The sequence below is a fragment of the Saccharopolyspora sp. NPDC050389 genome (assembly GCF_040655595.1).
GTDB lineage: Bacteria > Actinomycetota > Actinomycetes > Mycobacteriales > Pseudonocardiaceae > Saccharopolyspora.
Genome location: NZ_JBFAKG010000032.1, coordinates 86,204 through 100,503, shown reverse-complemented (window position 1 = coordinate 100,503; position 14,300 = coordinate 86,204). Strand labels below are relative to the sequence as shown.

Sequence of the window (14,300 nt, the reverse complement as noted above, 5' to 3'; positions counted from 1 at the left end):
TCGACCTTGCGCGCGAAGGTCAGCTGCGGCCAGCCCAGCACCTCGGCCACCATCGCCGGCACCGCACCCGTGCGGCCGTCCGTGGCCTCGTTACCCGCGATCACCAAATCCACACCCTCAACGGTGCCGATCACCTTCGCCAACGCGCGGGCGGTCGACGGCGCGTCCGTGCCGTGCAACGCCTCATCCGAGAGGTGCACCGCCTTGTCCGCACCCATCGACAACGCCTTGCGAATCGCATCCGTCGCGCGCTCCGGGCCCATGCAGACGACGGTCACTTCGCCGCCCTGAGCCTCCTTGATCAACAACGCCTCTTCCACCGCGCGCTCGTTGATCTCATCCAACACCGCATCGGCAGACTCACGATCCAGGGTGTGATCCGCCGCTGACAGCTTCCGCTCCGAATACGTATCCGGCACCTGCTTCACCAGAACGACAACATTCATCCGGTTTACCCACATTCTTCGAGGACCACCGAAGCCGGGAAAAGCCACTCACCGGCCCCTGCACCACAGCGGCGCCACTTCCGTTTCTCTGGTTGCCGACCTGATCGGAGACTTCGAAGATCGTCTCGATCTCCACTGGAGCACAGCGGGGAAGCGCATTCGTTCCGAGGGCTGCCCGCGTCAGCTTCTTGGGGAACATCGCCATGGGGGCGTCGTCGATCGAATGGTTCGGGGGCGTCATCCGGACCTCCTCCCACGCTTGGATCGGCCGCAGCGGTGCGGACAAGTCGGTTGGAGACCAGGTGTACGCGGCATCACCTCAGCCGTGAAGTCACCATCCGCTCAAAATCGCCGCATGATCTTGAGCGATCGCACAAACCGCTTCAAACGAACGATAAGAAGTTGTTAACCTGGGGCATGGGTATCACCGTCGGCGAGCTCCTCGAAATCCCGCACCTGCGCCTCCGGCTGCATTCGGGCTCTGCGGGCCTGAACAACACGGTGTCCTGGACCCACACCTCCGATCTGCCCGAGCCGTGGGAGTGGATCACCGGCGGCGAAATGCTGATGACCAACGGAATGTCCTTTCCCAGCAGCGCCGAGGACCAGGAGAAGCTGGTCGAGCGCCTGGTCGAGGTCGGTGCAAGTGCCCTCGCCATCGGCGAACGCATGCACTGCCCGCCGCTGCACCGGCAGCTGGAACAAGCCAGCGACCGGTTGCGGCTTCCGGTGCTGTGGATCCGCTACCCGCTGCCGTTCGTGGCGATCTCCCGCGCGGTAGCCGAAGCAACCCTGCTGGAACAGTCGCAACGTCTCATCAAGACGCAACGGATCTACGATGCCATCAGGCGCACGACATCGCGAGGCTCCGACCAGACCGACTTCCTCGACGCGCTCAAGCACGAGCTCGGCTGCGAAGTCCACCTCCTCCACCGGGAATCCGGCGAACCGTGGTACCCCGATGTGGGCCCACCCGACCCCGACGCAGCAAGGGCCGTGCGCCATAGAGACACCACGCGCTACCTCACGGGAGGCGCATTCGGCATTCCGCTCCCGGACGGCCGCGAAGTCCTGCTGGTCGAGGTGCCTACTCAGGAGCACGCCGCGCTGATGGTCATCAGGGATCGGAGCGCAGCGCTCGACGGGGTCCTCCTGCAACATGCAGCGACGGTCGCGGCGCTGGAACTGTCCCAAACGCAGGTGGCACTGGAACAACAACGCCGGTTCGGTGCCGAGCTGCTCAACCAACTCCTCGACGGCCGCATCGATGCGCAGCTGGGACACCACCAGCTCCTCGACCTGCGCCTCGAACCCGCTCGAACCGTCATCATCACCGCGCAGAGCAGCGACGAGGGACGGCTGCAGGAACTGCCCACCGCGCTGTGGCGCCACGGCATCCCGCATATCTGCCTGCACCGCTCCGGACGAACCCACGTCCTCGCCAACAACGACGACGACCTCGACCTCGTTCTGACGAAAACCCTGGGGGAAGCGGCGCGCATCGGTATCAGCCGCCCGGTCAACGCCGTCACTCGCCTGCCGGAAGCCGCCCGCGAGTCGAACTGGTCCCTGGGAATCGCAGACCGCACCGGTACCGCCGTCGTTCGCTACGACACCGCGGCACCATGGATCGGTCTGTCCAACATCGCCGACGCCCACTCCCTGGTCGATCGCGTTCTGCGCCCCATGCTCAAGTACGAGGAAGACCACGCAACCAATCTGCTGGAAACCCTCAACGCCTACTTGGCCAACCAGCGCTCATGGCAGCGCACCAGCAGGGCACTGCACGTCCACCGGCAAACCGTCCTCTACCGCATTCGCAAGATCGAAGAACTCACCCACCGCGACCTGAGCGAAACAAGCGACATCGCCGAACTGTGGCTGGCACTGCGCGCACTCGAACTCATCTCCTGGTGAGGGCCCGCTGATGCCGGTGATCCTTCCCAGTTGGTGCTTTCTTGGGCGTGCTGCTCGGCCGTCGAGTGCTGGTGGTGGACGTATGCGGCGCCCAGCCCGGTCAGGCGGGAGCGGCAGCCGACGGGTCAGGCGCGCACGCCGGTCTTGCTCATGAGCGTGATGAGATCGAAGGCGACCGTCGCGGCCGCCACGCACGTGATCTCGGCGTGGTCGTAGGCCGGAGCCGTCTCGACCACGTCGGCTCCGATCAGGTTGAGACCGTCGAGCCGGCGAAGTAGGTGCAGCAGTTCACGGCTGGAGAGTCCGCCCATCTCCGGCGTGCCCGTGCCTGGTGCGAACGCCGGGTCGAGCACATCGATGTCGATCGAGAGGTAGACCGGGGCGTCTCCCACCCGCCGCCGCACCGCATCGACGGCTCCGTCGATTCCGAGCGTGTCCAGGTCCCCGGCCCGGATGACCCGGAATCCGAACGATGCGTCGTCGACGAGGTCGAGCTGGTCGTAGATGGGCCCGCGGATGCCCACGTGGATCGACTTCTCCTCGGCCAGCAGGCCCTCCTCGAACGCGCGGCGGAACACCGTCCCATGGGTGATCGGGGCCTTGAAGTAGGTGTCCCAGGTGTCCAGGTGCGCGTCGAAGTGGATGAGTGCGATCGGGCCGTACTTGTCCCGCGCCGCGCGCAGCATCGGCAGCGCGACGGTGTGGTCACCACCGATGGTCACCAGGCGCCGATCCCGGTTCCCGACGACCTCGCGGGCGAACCCCTCGATCTGGTGGACCGCTTCGTCGATGGAGTACGGCGTGCACGGGACGTCGCCGGCGTCGACGACTTGGACCTGCTCCAGCGGCGCGGCGTCGAGCTCGACGTGGAACCTCGGCCGCAGGTGCCGCGAGGCCTGCCGGACCCCCATCGGCCCGAACCGGGCGCCAGGCCGGTAGGACGTGCCCCCGTCGAAGGGGACGCCCAGAACGGCGATGTCGTAGTCGGGCACGGCGTCGATGGCCGGGATCCGCGCGAAGGTCCCGAGCCCGGCGAAGCGCGGGACCACGGTGGAATCGAGGGCACCGATCGGCTGGTGGTCGCTCATCGTTGGGTGGCTCCGTTCAATGGGAGGTGGGTGGATCGGCGAAAGACGCCGGACGAACCGTCTCTGGGGTTGCTCGGTTACTCGGGTTACGGCTGCGCGTCCGCGACGGTCCCGCCGGCGCCCGCCTTGCGCCGGGCCAGCGCCGTGACGGTGAAGTAGTACAGCGGCGAGACGATGAGCAGGCCGGCGATGAAGGAGATGTCGGTGTCGCCGAGAAGCCCGGCGATCGGGCCGGTGTACGCCGTACCGATGACCATGAAGGGCAGCTGGACCGCGACCCCGATCAGGTAGCAGATCACCGCCGGCCAGTTCACCAGCCCGTAGCGGCCGCCGTCGCGCCGGAAGAAGTCCTCGACCGCGTAGTCGCCGTGCCGGACCAGGTAGAAGTCCACGAGGTTGACCGCCGTCCAAGGGACCAGGGAGCCGAGCAGCAACGTCAGGAAGTTGTTGTACGTCGCCACGAAGTCGTCGCCCGCGGTGAGCGCCACCCCGAGCGCGACCACGACGAGCCCGGTGGCGATCCAGGCCCGCTCGCGGCTGCGGGCGGTGAAGCGCGGCGCGAACGTCTGCGCGATCGTGATCGTGCACAGGGTGCCGCAGTAGAGGTTCATCGCGTTCGTGGCCGCGACGCCGATGCTGAACACGGCGACGACCAGCACGCTGACCCCCGCGGTTGCCTCGGTCAGGGCGACGACAGGGTCCAGGTCCGGCAGGAGCAACCCAATGCCTGCGCCGAGGAACATCGGCAGGATCGAACCGAGGCTGCTGCCCCAGTAGCTCATCCAGAATGCCGGCTTCGCTCCGGTCCGCGCCGGCATGTAGCGGGAGTAGTCCGAGACGTACGGCGCGTAGGCGAGCTGCCAGACGGCCGAGGCCGACACAACGCTCATGAACCCGGCCAGGCTGGCGCCGCTGGTGTGGAAGAAGGTGGCTGGGATCGGGTGGACCACGAACGCCCAGACGAACGCCAGCAGCAGGACCGCGCCCGAGACGTAGGTCATGATCCGTGCGTAGGCATGGATCACCGCGTATCCCCAGATGGTGGCCGCGAGGCTGGCGACGGCGATCAGGACGATGCCGCCGCGCTGCCCTAGGTGTGGAATGACGGACGCGAGGGACGCACCTCCGAACACCAGGATCGAGATGAAGAACCCGAGGTACATGCACACCACGATCAGCACGATCAGCACGGAGCCCCAGGAGCCGAACTGGCCCTTGGTCTGCACCATCTGAGGCACGCCGAGACGCGGGCCCTGCGCCGAGTGCAGTGCCATGAAGACCGCACCGAGCAGGTTGCCGATGACGATCGCCGGGGCCGCGGACCAGGCCGGCTGGCCGAAGACCGTGGTGGCCAGAGCACCCGTGACGATGGACAGGATCATGATGTTGGTGCCGAACCAGATCGTGAACATGTCCCGGTTCGTGCCGTGTCGCTGGTCCAGCGGGATGGGCTGGATGGTGGCCGACTCGATGCCCGCAGCGGGCTCTTGCCGCCCGGTCAACTGCTCACTCATACCGCTCCTTCCCCCCTGTTAACGGGTCCGGTTGACCATCACGTGCTTGGTGCGCGAGTAGTCGTCGAGCGCGTACGCCGACAGGTCACGCCCGTAGCCGGAGGACTTGAAGCCGCCCCACGGCATCTCGGTGGCGAACGCGAGATGGTCGTTGACCCAGACCGTGCCGAAGTCCAGCCGACCGGGCAGGTCGGCGGCCCGCCGCGCATTCTCGGTCCAGACCGACGCCGACAGCCCGTACCTCGTGCCGTTGGCCGCCGCGACCGCGGCGTCCTCGCGGGTGAACGTCTCGACCGTCACGACCGGGCCGAAGATCTCCTCGCGGGTGCACTCCGCACCGTCGGGGATGTTCACCAGGACGGTCGGGGGGACGAAGAAACCGTCACCGTCCGGCGCCTTGCCGCCGGTCGCGGCTCGCACGCCTTCGGCGTAGGCCCGGTCCAGGAAGCCGACCACCCGGTCGCGATGCGCCTGCGTGACCAGCGGGCCCATCTCGATGTGGTCCCCCTCCGCCGGGTCGCCGACGGCCAGCGCCTCCGCCCGGGACACCAGCCGCGCGACCAGGTCGGCGTACACCGACTCCTCGACGAGGACCCGGCAGGCGGCACCGCAGTCCTGTCCGGAGTTGCCGAAGCCGGCGAACGCGACGCCGTCGGCTACCGCGTCCAGGTCGGCGTCGGCGAACACCAGGGCGGGTGCCTTGCCACCGAGCTCCAGGTGCACGCGCTTGAGCGACTCGGCGGCCGCGCTGGCCACCGCCTGGCCGCTGCGGACACTGCCGGTGACTGACACGAGCGCGACATCGGGGTGGGTCGCAAGCGCCTCGCCGACGACCGGCCCGTCTCCGGTGACCACGTTGAGCACGCCGGCGGGCAGAACGTCGGCCAGCAGCTCTGCCAGTCGCAGAGCTGTCAGCGGAGTCTGCTCGGACGGCTTCAGCACACAGGTGTTGCCGGCCGCCAGGATCGGTCCGATCTTCCAGGCCGCGGTGAGCAGCGGGTAGTTCCAGGGGGTGATGGCGGCGACGACCCCGACCGGCTCCCGCACGATCATCGAGGTATGGCCGGCGACGTACTCACCGGCGCTGGCGCTCTGCTGAGCACGGACCGCCCCGGCCATGAACCGCAGGGTGTCGATCGTGAAGGCGACGTCCTCGCGGGCCAGCGGCATCGGCTTGCCGGCGTTGGCGGACTCCAGCTGCGCGAGCTCCTCGGCGTGCGTCTCGACCACGGCCGCGGCCGCGAGCAGCACATCGGCACGGTCCTTCGGCGTCTTCTGGCGCCAGTCGGCGAACGCCGTCCTGGCAGCGGCCACGGCATGGTCGACGTCGGCCGCCGTGCCATACAGGACTCGGGCGATGGGCTGGCCCGTCGCGGGGTTGATCACCGGATGGGCCTGGGTTCCGGTGCCCGTCCAGCGAGCGCCGTTGACGAAGTGCGGCAACGCTTCGGGCTCGACACCGACCGGCGCCGGGTCGTCGCCGGTGAGGGGAGCCGTCTCGATCTGGGGTCGCGTCTCGGTCATCGTGGATCCTTTGTTCGTCGGGCTCAACCGGTCGGCAAACCGCGCTCGACGACGTTCACCAACATGTCGACGTACGTGTCGGTGTCGTCGTGGGCCGCGCGCGGCGGTGGGTCGTAGGCGAGGGCGGTCTTCACCTGGGGGCTCAGGAAGTAGGCGCCGGCAGTGAGCAGGGTGAGGGCTTGGAATTGGTCGGGACTGCGCGCGGCGAGCTCGTCGAGTGCCGCCTCGGGCCCCTGGCCTGCACACGAGGCCACCGCGTCGGCGAACGCTTCGGCAAGGTCCGGCCGGTAGCCCAGGACCTGGTCGATCAACGCCTCCGGGACCCCTGCTGCGGTGGCCGACGGCATCGGCTCGGACGCCGGGATGAGTATGTCTGCGAGTGCGGCGAAGGTGCGTCGCTGTTCGGAATCGAGCATCACAGGTCCTCAGCGGGAAGTGGTCTGGTCGTGCCGGTTGTCGGCGAGGTGGCGCATCGCCCGCAGCGCGACGGCCATGATGGTGGCGGTCGGGTTGACGCCCGTCGAGGTGACGAACACGCTGCCGTCGATGATGAAGAGGTTGGGCACGTCGTGGGCGCGGCCGTACTCGTCCACGACGGAGGTGGCGGGGTCGGTGCCCATGCGGGCGGTGCCGAGGAGGTGCCAGCCGCTGTCGCGGACGACCGGGATGGGGTGAACCGTGGTGGCCCCTGCGGCCAGGTGTGCCTCGATGGCCCGGTCGACGTGGAACTTGAGCATGCGCTCGGTGTTCTCGCCGATGGTGTAGCGGATCTTCGGCGCCGGGACGCCGTCGGAGTCGGTGGCCGCCGGGTCGAGAACGACCTCGTTGTGCTCCTCAGGCAGGTCCTCGGTGGTGATGCCCCACTCGGTGTAGCGCCCGAAGGTGCTCCGCAGCCGGCGGTGGAAGGCCGGTCCGAACGCCTCGCGCCAGTCCTGGCCGGGCTCCCACAACGTGTGGGTGAGCGGGCCGCCGGTCGGCATCAGGTTCCACTTCGCCCCTCGGACGAAGCCCCGGTCGGTGTCGGTCTCGTAGAACTGCGTCGACTGCAATGTCTGCCCGGTAGGGCCCAGCCAGGTCTCAAGCTCCTCCTCGTAGGTTCCGTACACCGAGGCATATGGGTGCACCATCAACCGCTTGCCCACCAGCCCCGAGGAGTTCGCCAGGCCGTCGGGGAACTGCGCGGACGTCGAGTTGAGCAGCAGTCGCGGGGTGCCGATCCCGTTGGCGGCGACCACGGTCACGCCTGCCGCCTGATGGTGCAGGGCGCCGTCGCGATCGAGGTACTCGGCGCCGGTCACCAGACCACGGTTGTCGACCGTGAGTTGCCGCACCCTGGCCCCGGTCACCAGGACCGCTCCGGCGGCGATCGCCTCGCGCCAGTGGGTGAAGTCGGTGCTCGCCTTCGCTCCGGTCGGGCACCCGGACTCGCACGCGCCGTACCTCAGGCAGGCGGGCCGGTTCTTGAACTTCCGCGAGGCGATGGCGTTGGGCGCGGGCCACCAGTGCCAGCCGAGCTTGTCCATCCCCTTCGCCGCGGCGAGGCCGTACTTGCCGATCGGCAGCGGCGGCAGCGGGAACGTGTGCGCATCCGGGTACGCCGGGTCGCCTTCAAGCCCGGACGCACCGATGTGGTGGGTGACCTCGTCGTAGAACGGGCGCAGGTCCTCGTAGGTGAACGGCCAGTCGTCCGCCACCCCGTCGAGGGTCCGGACTCGGAAGTCGGAGGGCAGCGCCCGCACCCAGTGACCGGAGAACATGATGGTGCTGCCTCCGACGCCGTTGAACATGAGCGGCTCGATCGGACTCTCGGTGACGTCGATCGGGTAGTCGCTTGCCGCTCCGCGCATGTTCGGGCTGGGGTTCCACTGCTTCAGGCGGGCCAGTTCCCATTGGGGCTTCCCCCCGGGAAAGTCATCCGGGAGTGCCCAGTCGCCCTGCTCGAGGCAGACCACGCGGAACCCGCGCGTGGCCAATTCGAGGGCCGCCACTCCGCCGGAGGCACCGGCGCCCACGATGAGGACGTCTGCGTCGCGATGGTCCTGCTGTGCGTTCACCAGTCGATCTCCCGATCAGCTCGGTTCGGTGTGGCACAGAATGCTTGAGCAGAGCTCGGCCAAGCTACTGTCCAACCGCCACATCTGAGTCGGCACCACTTGAGCAGATGCACAACTGGAAGAGACCGCCCGTTGGGCCCATGCCTGCCCGCAGATCCCGGATCCGGGACTCGTCGAAATCGCTGCGGTCCGACGCGGCGTTCCTGGTGCTTCGGCTGATCGAAGCCGGACACGCCGGAGGCCGCCGAGCACTGGGCCGCCGCGACGCTTCCCGCGTGGCGCACCGTAATCGACGAAACCCGCACCGACTTCGCGGTCGCCGTGCTCGGGGCGTGGCACCACATGTTCAGTGTGGACCCGGGCCCGCGGCGCGCCCAGCTGATGACCGTCGCCCGCAGGTGGTCGATCAAGCGCCGTAGCGCTTCCACTGTGTGCGCCCGGCAGCGGGAGCGAGCACCGGACACGGGTGCTTCGCCTCTCTGCTCCGGGGCAATTCTGGTCTTCCTGGTACACGCAAGCCCCCTTTGCGTAGTGGGGCGGGTAACCCCCGACGTCTCACCAGACCCACACACCCCTGTTACAGCAGTTCACGATGCTGCCCAGGTTCGGGCTTATCGACGGCCGGCGGCCCGTAAAGTGGGTGGGGTGTCGGAGCCGAGCAGGATGCATGTCAGCAGCGGCGGCAGGTGCGGTTCGACGAGCCGGGCGAGCAGGTAGACCACGCCGATGGCCACCGAGGTGGCTGCGGAGTTCGAACCTCTTCCGTTTGTTGGAACTGCAGCCGGATCTGGCGACGGCCAGATCCCAGTGCCCGGCGCAGCCCGATCTCCTGTCGCCGTTCAAGCACGGAGATCACCATGGTGTTGGCGATTCCGGCCCTGCACCAAGCTTCACCGACGAATGTCCGCATCCAATGTGGACCGAGTCACCAGCTTTCATCAGAGTGCACGCGGGTTTTCGCGGCAACGACGCTTCGGCCTGGCGTTGGCGAGACAGCCGTTCATCGCGTTCGACCTCCAACCACCGCCTTCTCCGGTTTCGGACGGCATGCGACAATCGCGGCGTGCACTGTTCAAGCCCAAGATCTGCCTCGTTGTGGTGGCGACTCGCGACGGTGCTGGCGGGGATCTCACTGGTCGCCGGATGTGGTGGCGCGGCGACGAACGAGGTGAGCGACGCCGGGGATCCTCCGACCGGCATCGCGGTTGGCCCGACCCTGTACTACATGGAAGGCAACACCCTGCGCCCGGTGATCGTGCCGACGGGCGGCCTGGTTTGGGACGTGCCATTCGGCAAGCTCGGTGACGTGCGTGGCGCGGTGCAGTACCTGATGCTCGGGGCAGGACTCAGCGGTTTCGAGGAGAACAAAGGGCTTCGTACCGAGGTGCCCACGCTCGGCGCGGCACTGGTGGACGTGAACGTCGTCGCGACCGATCGTGTGATCACCGTGGTTCTCCCGTCCTACCACCTGTCACCGCTGGCCGTCGACCAGGTCGTGTGCACCGCCCTCGCGGTCGACTCGGCGCGCGGCGGAACGACGCGAGGAAAAACCGTCGACATCCTGCTGCACAAGGGAATCGGGGACCGGATCGCCGGCCGCACCTGCCCAGTGATGAGCTGAAGCCACTGCTCACGGATACCGCACCGCGCGGCTGCGAATCAAAGCTCGATTGGTCCGCTTGCGTCGTTGTGGCGAGGCAATCGAAGCACGAACCGGGCCCCTCCTTCCGGCCAGTTGCCGGCTTGGATGTCACCGCCGTGCAGCCGGGCGTTGGCCTGGGCGATCGCGAGCCCGAGCCCGCTGCTCTCCGAACGGGTCCGCACCGCGTCCGCCTTGTAGAACCGGCCGAACACGTGCGGCAGCACTTCAGGACTCAGCCCAGGCCCGTCGTCGGTGACCTCCAGCTCGATCCAGTTCTCGGTATCCCGGAGCACCACGGAAACCGGCCGTCGACCGTGGCGCAGGGCGTTACCCACCAGATTCGCGGTGATGACGTCCAGCCGGCGCCGGTCCAGCCTGGCGCCCAGCCCGTCCGGCAGCTCCAGTTGCACGGCGTCGATCCATCGCCGGGCGTCGAGCGTTGCCCTCACCGCTTCGCCGACATCGACGTCCTCCCGCACCAGCTGGGCTGATCCCGCGTCGAACCGCGAAACCTCGATCAGGTCTTCGACCAGACGGGTCAGCCGGCGAGTTTCCCGCACGAGAAGCCGGGCCGATCTGGCTGCGTTGTCCGACATGCGAGCAGCCTCCCCTTCAAGGATGTCGGTCACCGCGATCATCGCGCTCAGCGGAGTGCGCAGTTCGTGGGAGACGTCGGCGACGAATCGGCGGGAGTCGGCTTCCATGCGCCGGAGTTCCGCAACGATGCGTTCCAGCTCCGCAGCGCTGTTGTTGAAGGTGCTCGCGAGCTCGGCCAGCTCGTCATTACCGCGGACCTGGAGCCGCGCGGTGAGGTCTCCGTCGGAAAGCCGGACCGTTGCTCGGCGGAGCTCGCGCACTGGTCGCAGCACACCCCTGGCGGACAGCAGCGCGACCAGCACGGCCAGCGGCACCGCGAGCACCCCCGTCAGCCACGCCATGCGGGCCTGCGCGTTGATCTGCTGCTGGATGGCCGACAGGTCGTGAACGACGTACACCTCCAAACCTGAAGGCACGCTCGTGCCGCTCAACTGCCTGGTCAGCACCGGCATCCCGATTACCAGCGCGGGCCCTTCGGAGGTGCCGACTTGCTGCGCCTCGACCCGCGAATGGGCACGCACAGCCGCCTGCAGTTCAGCAGAGATCACCGGGTCGAGCGGCGTTTCCGGAGAACGCAGATCGTGGTAGACGACGGTGGCGACGGGGGGAAGCTGCGCGGCGAGTGCGTCCAGCGATGACTGGTCCGGGGGGTACGTCAGGTCCGGAGCGAGTGCGGTCACGCGCTGGCGTACCTCGGCGACTGCCGAGTTCTGGTCCGCAGCCAGCAGGGACGAACGTGCCGTCGCATAACCGGCCACGGTGGCCGCGGCCACGGCCGCCATCGACACCAGCAGGAAACCGAATATCAGCCGAACCCGCAGCCCGCTCAGGAATCGGGGAGACCTCACCGGACCTCTTTCACTGATCAAACCGGTCCGAAGCGGTAGCCGAAGCCCCACACGGTCTGCACGTAGGCGGGGCTCGCCGGGTTGTCCTCGATCTTGGAACGCAACCGCTGCACGCAGGCGTCGACGATCCGGGAATCCCCGAGGTACTCGTGTTCCCACACCGCCTGCAGCAGCTGCTGCCGGCTGAACACCTGGCCGGGTGTCGCGGACAAGGTGAGCAGCAGCCGCAGCTCCGTCGGCGCCAGCGCCACCCGGCTGCCGACCTTGGTCACGACCAGTGAACCTCGATCGATCACCAGGTCCCCATGGGTCTGGGCCGATAGCTGCGGTGATGCACCGCGACGCAACACAGCCCTGATCCGGGCGTCGAGAACTCGGGGCTGGACGGGCTTGACCACGTAGTCGTCGGCGCCCGCCTCCAGACCGCTGACGACGTCCAGATCGTCACTTCGCGCGGTCAGCATGATGATCGGGACCTCACCTGAGCCGCGGATGCGGCGGCACACCTCGAAGCCGTCCATCCCCGGCAGCATCAGATCGAGCACCACGATGTCCGGCGGCTGCGACCGGAAAGCGGTGAGCCCCTCCTCCCCCGTCGATGCGGTCCGCACCACGTGCGCCTGTTGGCTCAGGCCCAGCTGCAGACCCTCCCGCACCGCGGGATCGTCCTCGATCAACAACACATGTGACACCCGCACAGTATCGGCTTCACCTTTTGGTTCGAACATGCCGACCACCCCTCATCGCACAGCTAGGACGTCCCGATGGCCGCCCCACAACGCCGTGCACAATTCGTGACAAATCGGTGACGGGGTCATTTGACCTGGGGTGGGAGCGCCTTGACTACCAGGTCAACGTAGAGGCCGGTGCCGCTCGGGTTTCGTGGGTGCGTGTCATCGTCCCAGAAGGCATCCGGGTGGTTCTGCGCCGCGGTGCGCCAGTCGACCACGGTGACGTTCGGCCACCTGGCCTCGGCGTCCGCCAATTTCGCGTTGACCCGGTCCTGCCAGTCCTCGGGGACGCTGATGTTGATCAACACCACCTCGCGCTGCGGTCCGGCTTCCCAGATCACGCGTTCCAGGGTGCTCGTGTTGAAGTCTCCGTTGGTGCCCAATCCGACGACGACCACCGAGCCCAGCCTGCCGCTGTCGCGTTCGGATCCGATCAGCTCCGGAAGGTCCCACATCTGGCGGCCGATCTTCACGTCCAAGTTCGCGCCCGGCAGCCTTTCCCGCAGTGCGGTGCCGGCTGCCGCCATGACGGAGTCGCCGAAAGCGGTCACCCCGGTACCCGGCACACGCCGTTCTTCGATGGCGGGTACCTGAGTTCCTTGGATGGCAGGCACCTCCGTCGACGGAACGACCGGGGGTGGGGGTGACGGATTCAGCGGAGTGGTCTCGGCCGCATCCTCGCCCGCCGCGATCTGGGACTGGAGGTCGTTCTTCGGCGGCGCGAGCACCACGCCCGTGACTGCGAGCAGGAGCAGCACCACCACGCTACCGGTGAGGACGGCTGGCCCTGTCCTGGTATCGCCCGTGCGCGATGGAGCGGCCAGTCGACGGATCGTCACGCGGATACCGTTGCGGCGGAACTGTTGCTCGACCAAGCGGTAGGAAACCGCCGCAGCCGCGAGGGAAACAGCCGTGACCAGACCCACGAACAGAGCATCGGAAACAGCGAGACCGCTGGCCGAGAACAGCACGACCACGGGCATGTGCCAGAGATAGATCCCGTAGGAGCGCAAACCGAGCCACCGGAGAGGTCGCCAGCTGAGCAGGCGACCGAACCAACCAGCCGCCGGGATCGCCGCCGCCACCACCACACCGGTGACGACGGCGACCAGTCCGAATCCGCCGGAATACAGGAACTCGCTCGACCCGCTCAGCAGTACAGCCATGAAGGCGAGCGCCACTGCTCCGGCCAAGCCGAGCACGCTGAGGACGCCGGCGCCAACACGCTTCAGCCCCGCCAACCACTCCGATGGCATCGCGATCGCCAACGTAGCCCCCAGCAGAAGACCGAACGCATGCGTGTCGGTGCCGTAGTAAACGCGCGACGCGTCAGCTCCCGGATCGTGCAGCACGATCATCGCGATTGCGGAAGCGCAGGCCATGGCGAACGCAATGCAGGCGCGTGCACTCCGGCGGCGCACCAGGCGCAGCACCACGAGCAGAACCAGCGGCCAGACCAGGTAGAACTGTTCCTCCACTGCGAGCGACCACAGGTGCAGGAGCAGCGACTGATCCCCGAACTGGGAGAAGTACGACGCCCCGCTGACGACGCCCCACCAGTTGCTGGTGAACGTCACCGCAGCCAGCAACTCGCCGCCGATACCAGACAGCAGACTGGGTTTCACGATCGTTGCTGCCGCCGTGGCGACTGCCAGGACCACCAGCACCGCCGGAACGAGCCGACGGACCCGCCGTACCCAGAAAGTCGTCAGATCCAGACCGCCCTTCTGCTGCCACTTGGCGCACAGCTGATCCGTGATCAGATATCCGCTGATGACGAAGAACACGTCCACGCCGAGGAATCCGCCCGGCAACCACTCCTCGTTCCCGTGGTAGACCAGCACCATCAGGACCGCGATCGCCCGCAGGCCGTCGAGTCCACTTGCGTATCGCCGTTTCGCGTCGCCGGTTCGGTTCTCCGCCGGTATCCGCTGCATCC

11 protein-coding genes and 1 pseudogene are annotated in these 14,300 nt (G+C 67.7%); 2 read left to right on the top strand and 10 right to left on the bottom strand.

From position 1 onward, the window contains the following. Positions 1–446: electron transfer flavoprotein subunit beta/FixA family protein (locus AB0I53_RS22200; RefSeq protein WP_358605966.1), on the bottom strand; the 446-nt coding region annotated here is incomplete at its 3' end. 291 nt (positions 447–737) lie between these two features. Between AB0I53_RS22200 and AB0I53_RS22195 the strand changes: the two genes are divergently transcribed. Beyond that, entirely contained in the window at positions 738–2,363 is a 1,626-nt protein-coding gene (locus tag AB0I53_RS22195; RefSeq protein WP_358605955.1) for a PucR family transcriptional regulator ligand-binding domain-containing protein, read from the top strand. A 125-nt stretch (positions 2,364–2,488) separates the two neighbouring features. Here the strand turns inward: AB0I53_RS22195 and speB are convergent, their stop codons facing one another. From speB to AB0I53_RS22165, 6 genes and pseudogenes are all read right to left on the bottom strand, one after another. Continuing rightward, entirely contained in the window at positions 2,489–3,451 is a 963-nt protein-coding gene (speB, locus tag AB0I53_RS22190; protein ID WP_358605952.1) for an agmatinase, read from the bottom strand. 86 nt (positions 3,452–3,537) lie between these two features. Further along, positions 3,538–4,965 carry a cytosine permease gene (locus AB0I53_RS22185; protein ID WP_358605949.1) on the bottom strand — a complete coding sequence of 476 codons (1,428 nt, stop codon included), beginning with the start codon at positions 4,963–4,965 and terminating at the stop codon, positions 3,538–3,540. A gap of 18 nt (positions 4,966–4,983) precedes the next feature. Continuing rightward, entirely contained in the window at positions 4,984–6,489 is a 1,506-nt protein-coding gene (locus AB0I53_RS22180; RefSeq protein WP_358605946.1) for an aminobutyraldehyde dehydrogenase, read from the bottom strand. Between the two features lie 23 nt (positions 6,490–6,512). Then, complete coding sequence (locus tag AB0I53_RS22175) at positions 6,513–6,905, bottom strand: gluconate 2-dehydrogenase subunit 3 family protein (RefSeq protein ID WP_358605944.1); 393 nt, start codon at positions 6,903–6,905, stop codon at positions 6,513–6,515. 9 nt (positions 6,906–6,914) lie between these two features. Continuing rightward, positions 6,915–8,543 (bottom strand): GMC family oxidoreductase, encoded by a 1,629-nt coding sequence (locus AB0I53_RS22170; RefSeq protein WP_358605941.1) that lies wholly within the window; start codon positions 8,541–8,543, stop codon positions 6,915–6,917. 772 nt (positions 8,544–9,315) lie between these two features. After that, a pseudogene (locus tag AB0I53_RS22165) lies at positions 9,316–9,417 on the bottom strand (ABC transporter permease); the annotation flags it as partial. Between the two features lie 219 nt (positions 9,418–9,636). On the opposite strand from AB0I53_RS22165, the gene AB0I53_RS22160 reads away from it, so the two are divergent. Then, entirely contained in the window at positions 9,637–10,164 is a 528-nt protein-coding gene (locus tag AB0I53_RS22160) for a hypothetical protein (protein ID WP_358605938.1), read from the top strand. 38 nt (positions 10,165–10,202) lie between these two features. Here AB0I53_RS22160 and AB0I53_RS22155 read toward each other — a convergent pair whose 3' ends face one another. The 3 genes from AB0I53_RS22155 to AB0I53_RS22145 form a co-directional block, all read right to left on the bottom strand. Continuing rightward, positions 10,203–11,630, bottom strand: a complete 1,428-nt coding sequence (locus AB0I53_RS22155; RefSeq protein ID WP_358605935.1) for a HAMP domain-containing sensor histidine kinase — start codon at positions 11,628–11,630, stop codon at positions 10,203–10,205. 17 nt (positions 11,631–11,647) lie between these two features. Beyond that, positions 11,648–12,322 (bottom strand): response regulator transcription factor, encoded by a 675-nt coding sequence (locus AB0I53_RS22150; RefSeq protein ID WP_358605932.1) that lies wholly within the window; start codon positions 12,320–12,322, stop codon positions 11,648–11,650. Positions 12,323–12,444: 122 nt separating this feature from the next. After that, positions 12,445–14,298, bottom strand: a complete 1,854-nt coding sequence (locus tag AB0I53_RS22145; RefSeq protein ID WP_358605929.1) for an acyltransferase family protein — start codon at positions 14,296–14,298, stop codon at positions 12,445–12,447. Between the last annotated feature and the right edge of the window lie 2 nt (positions 14,299–14,300).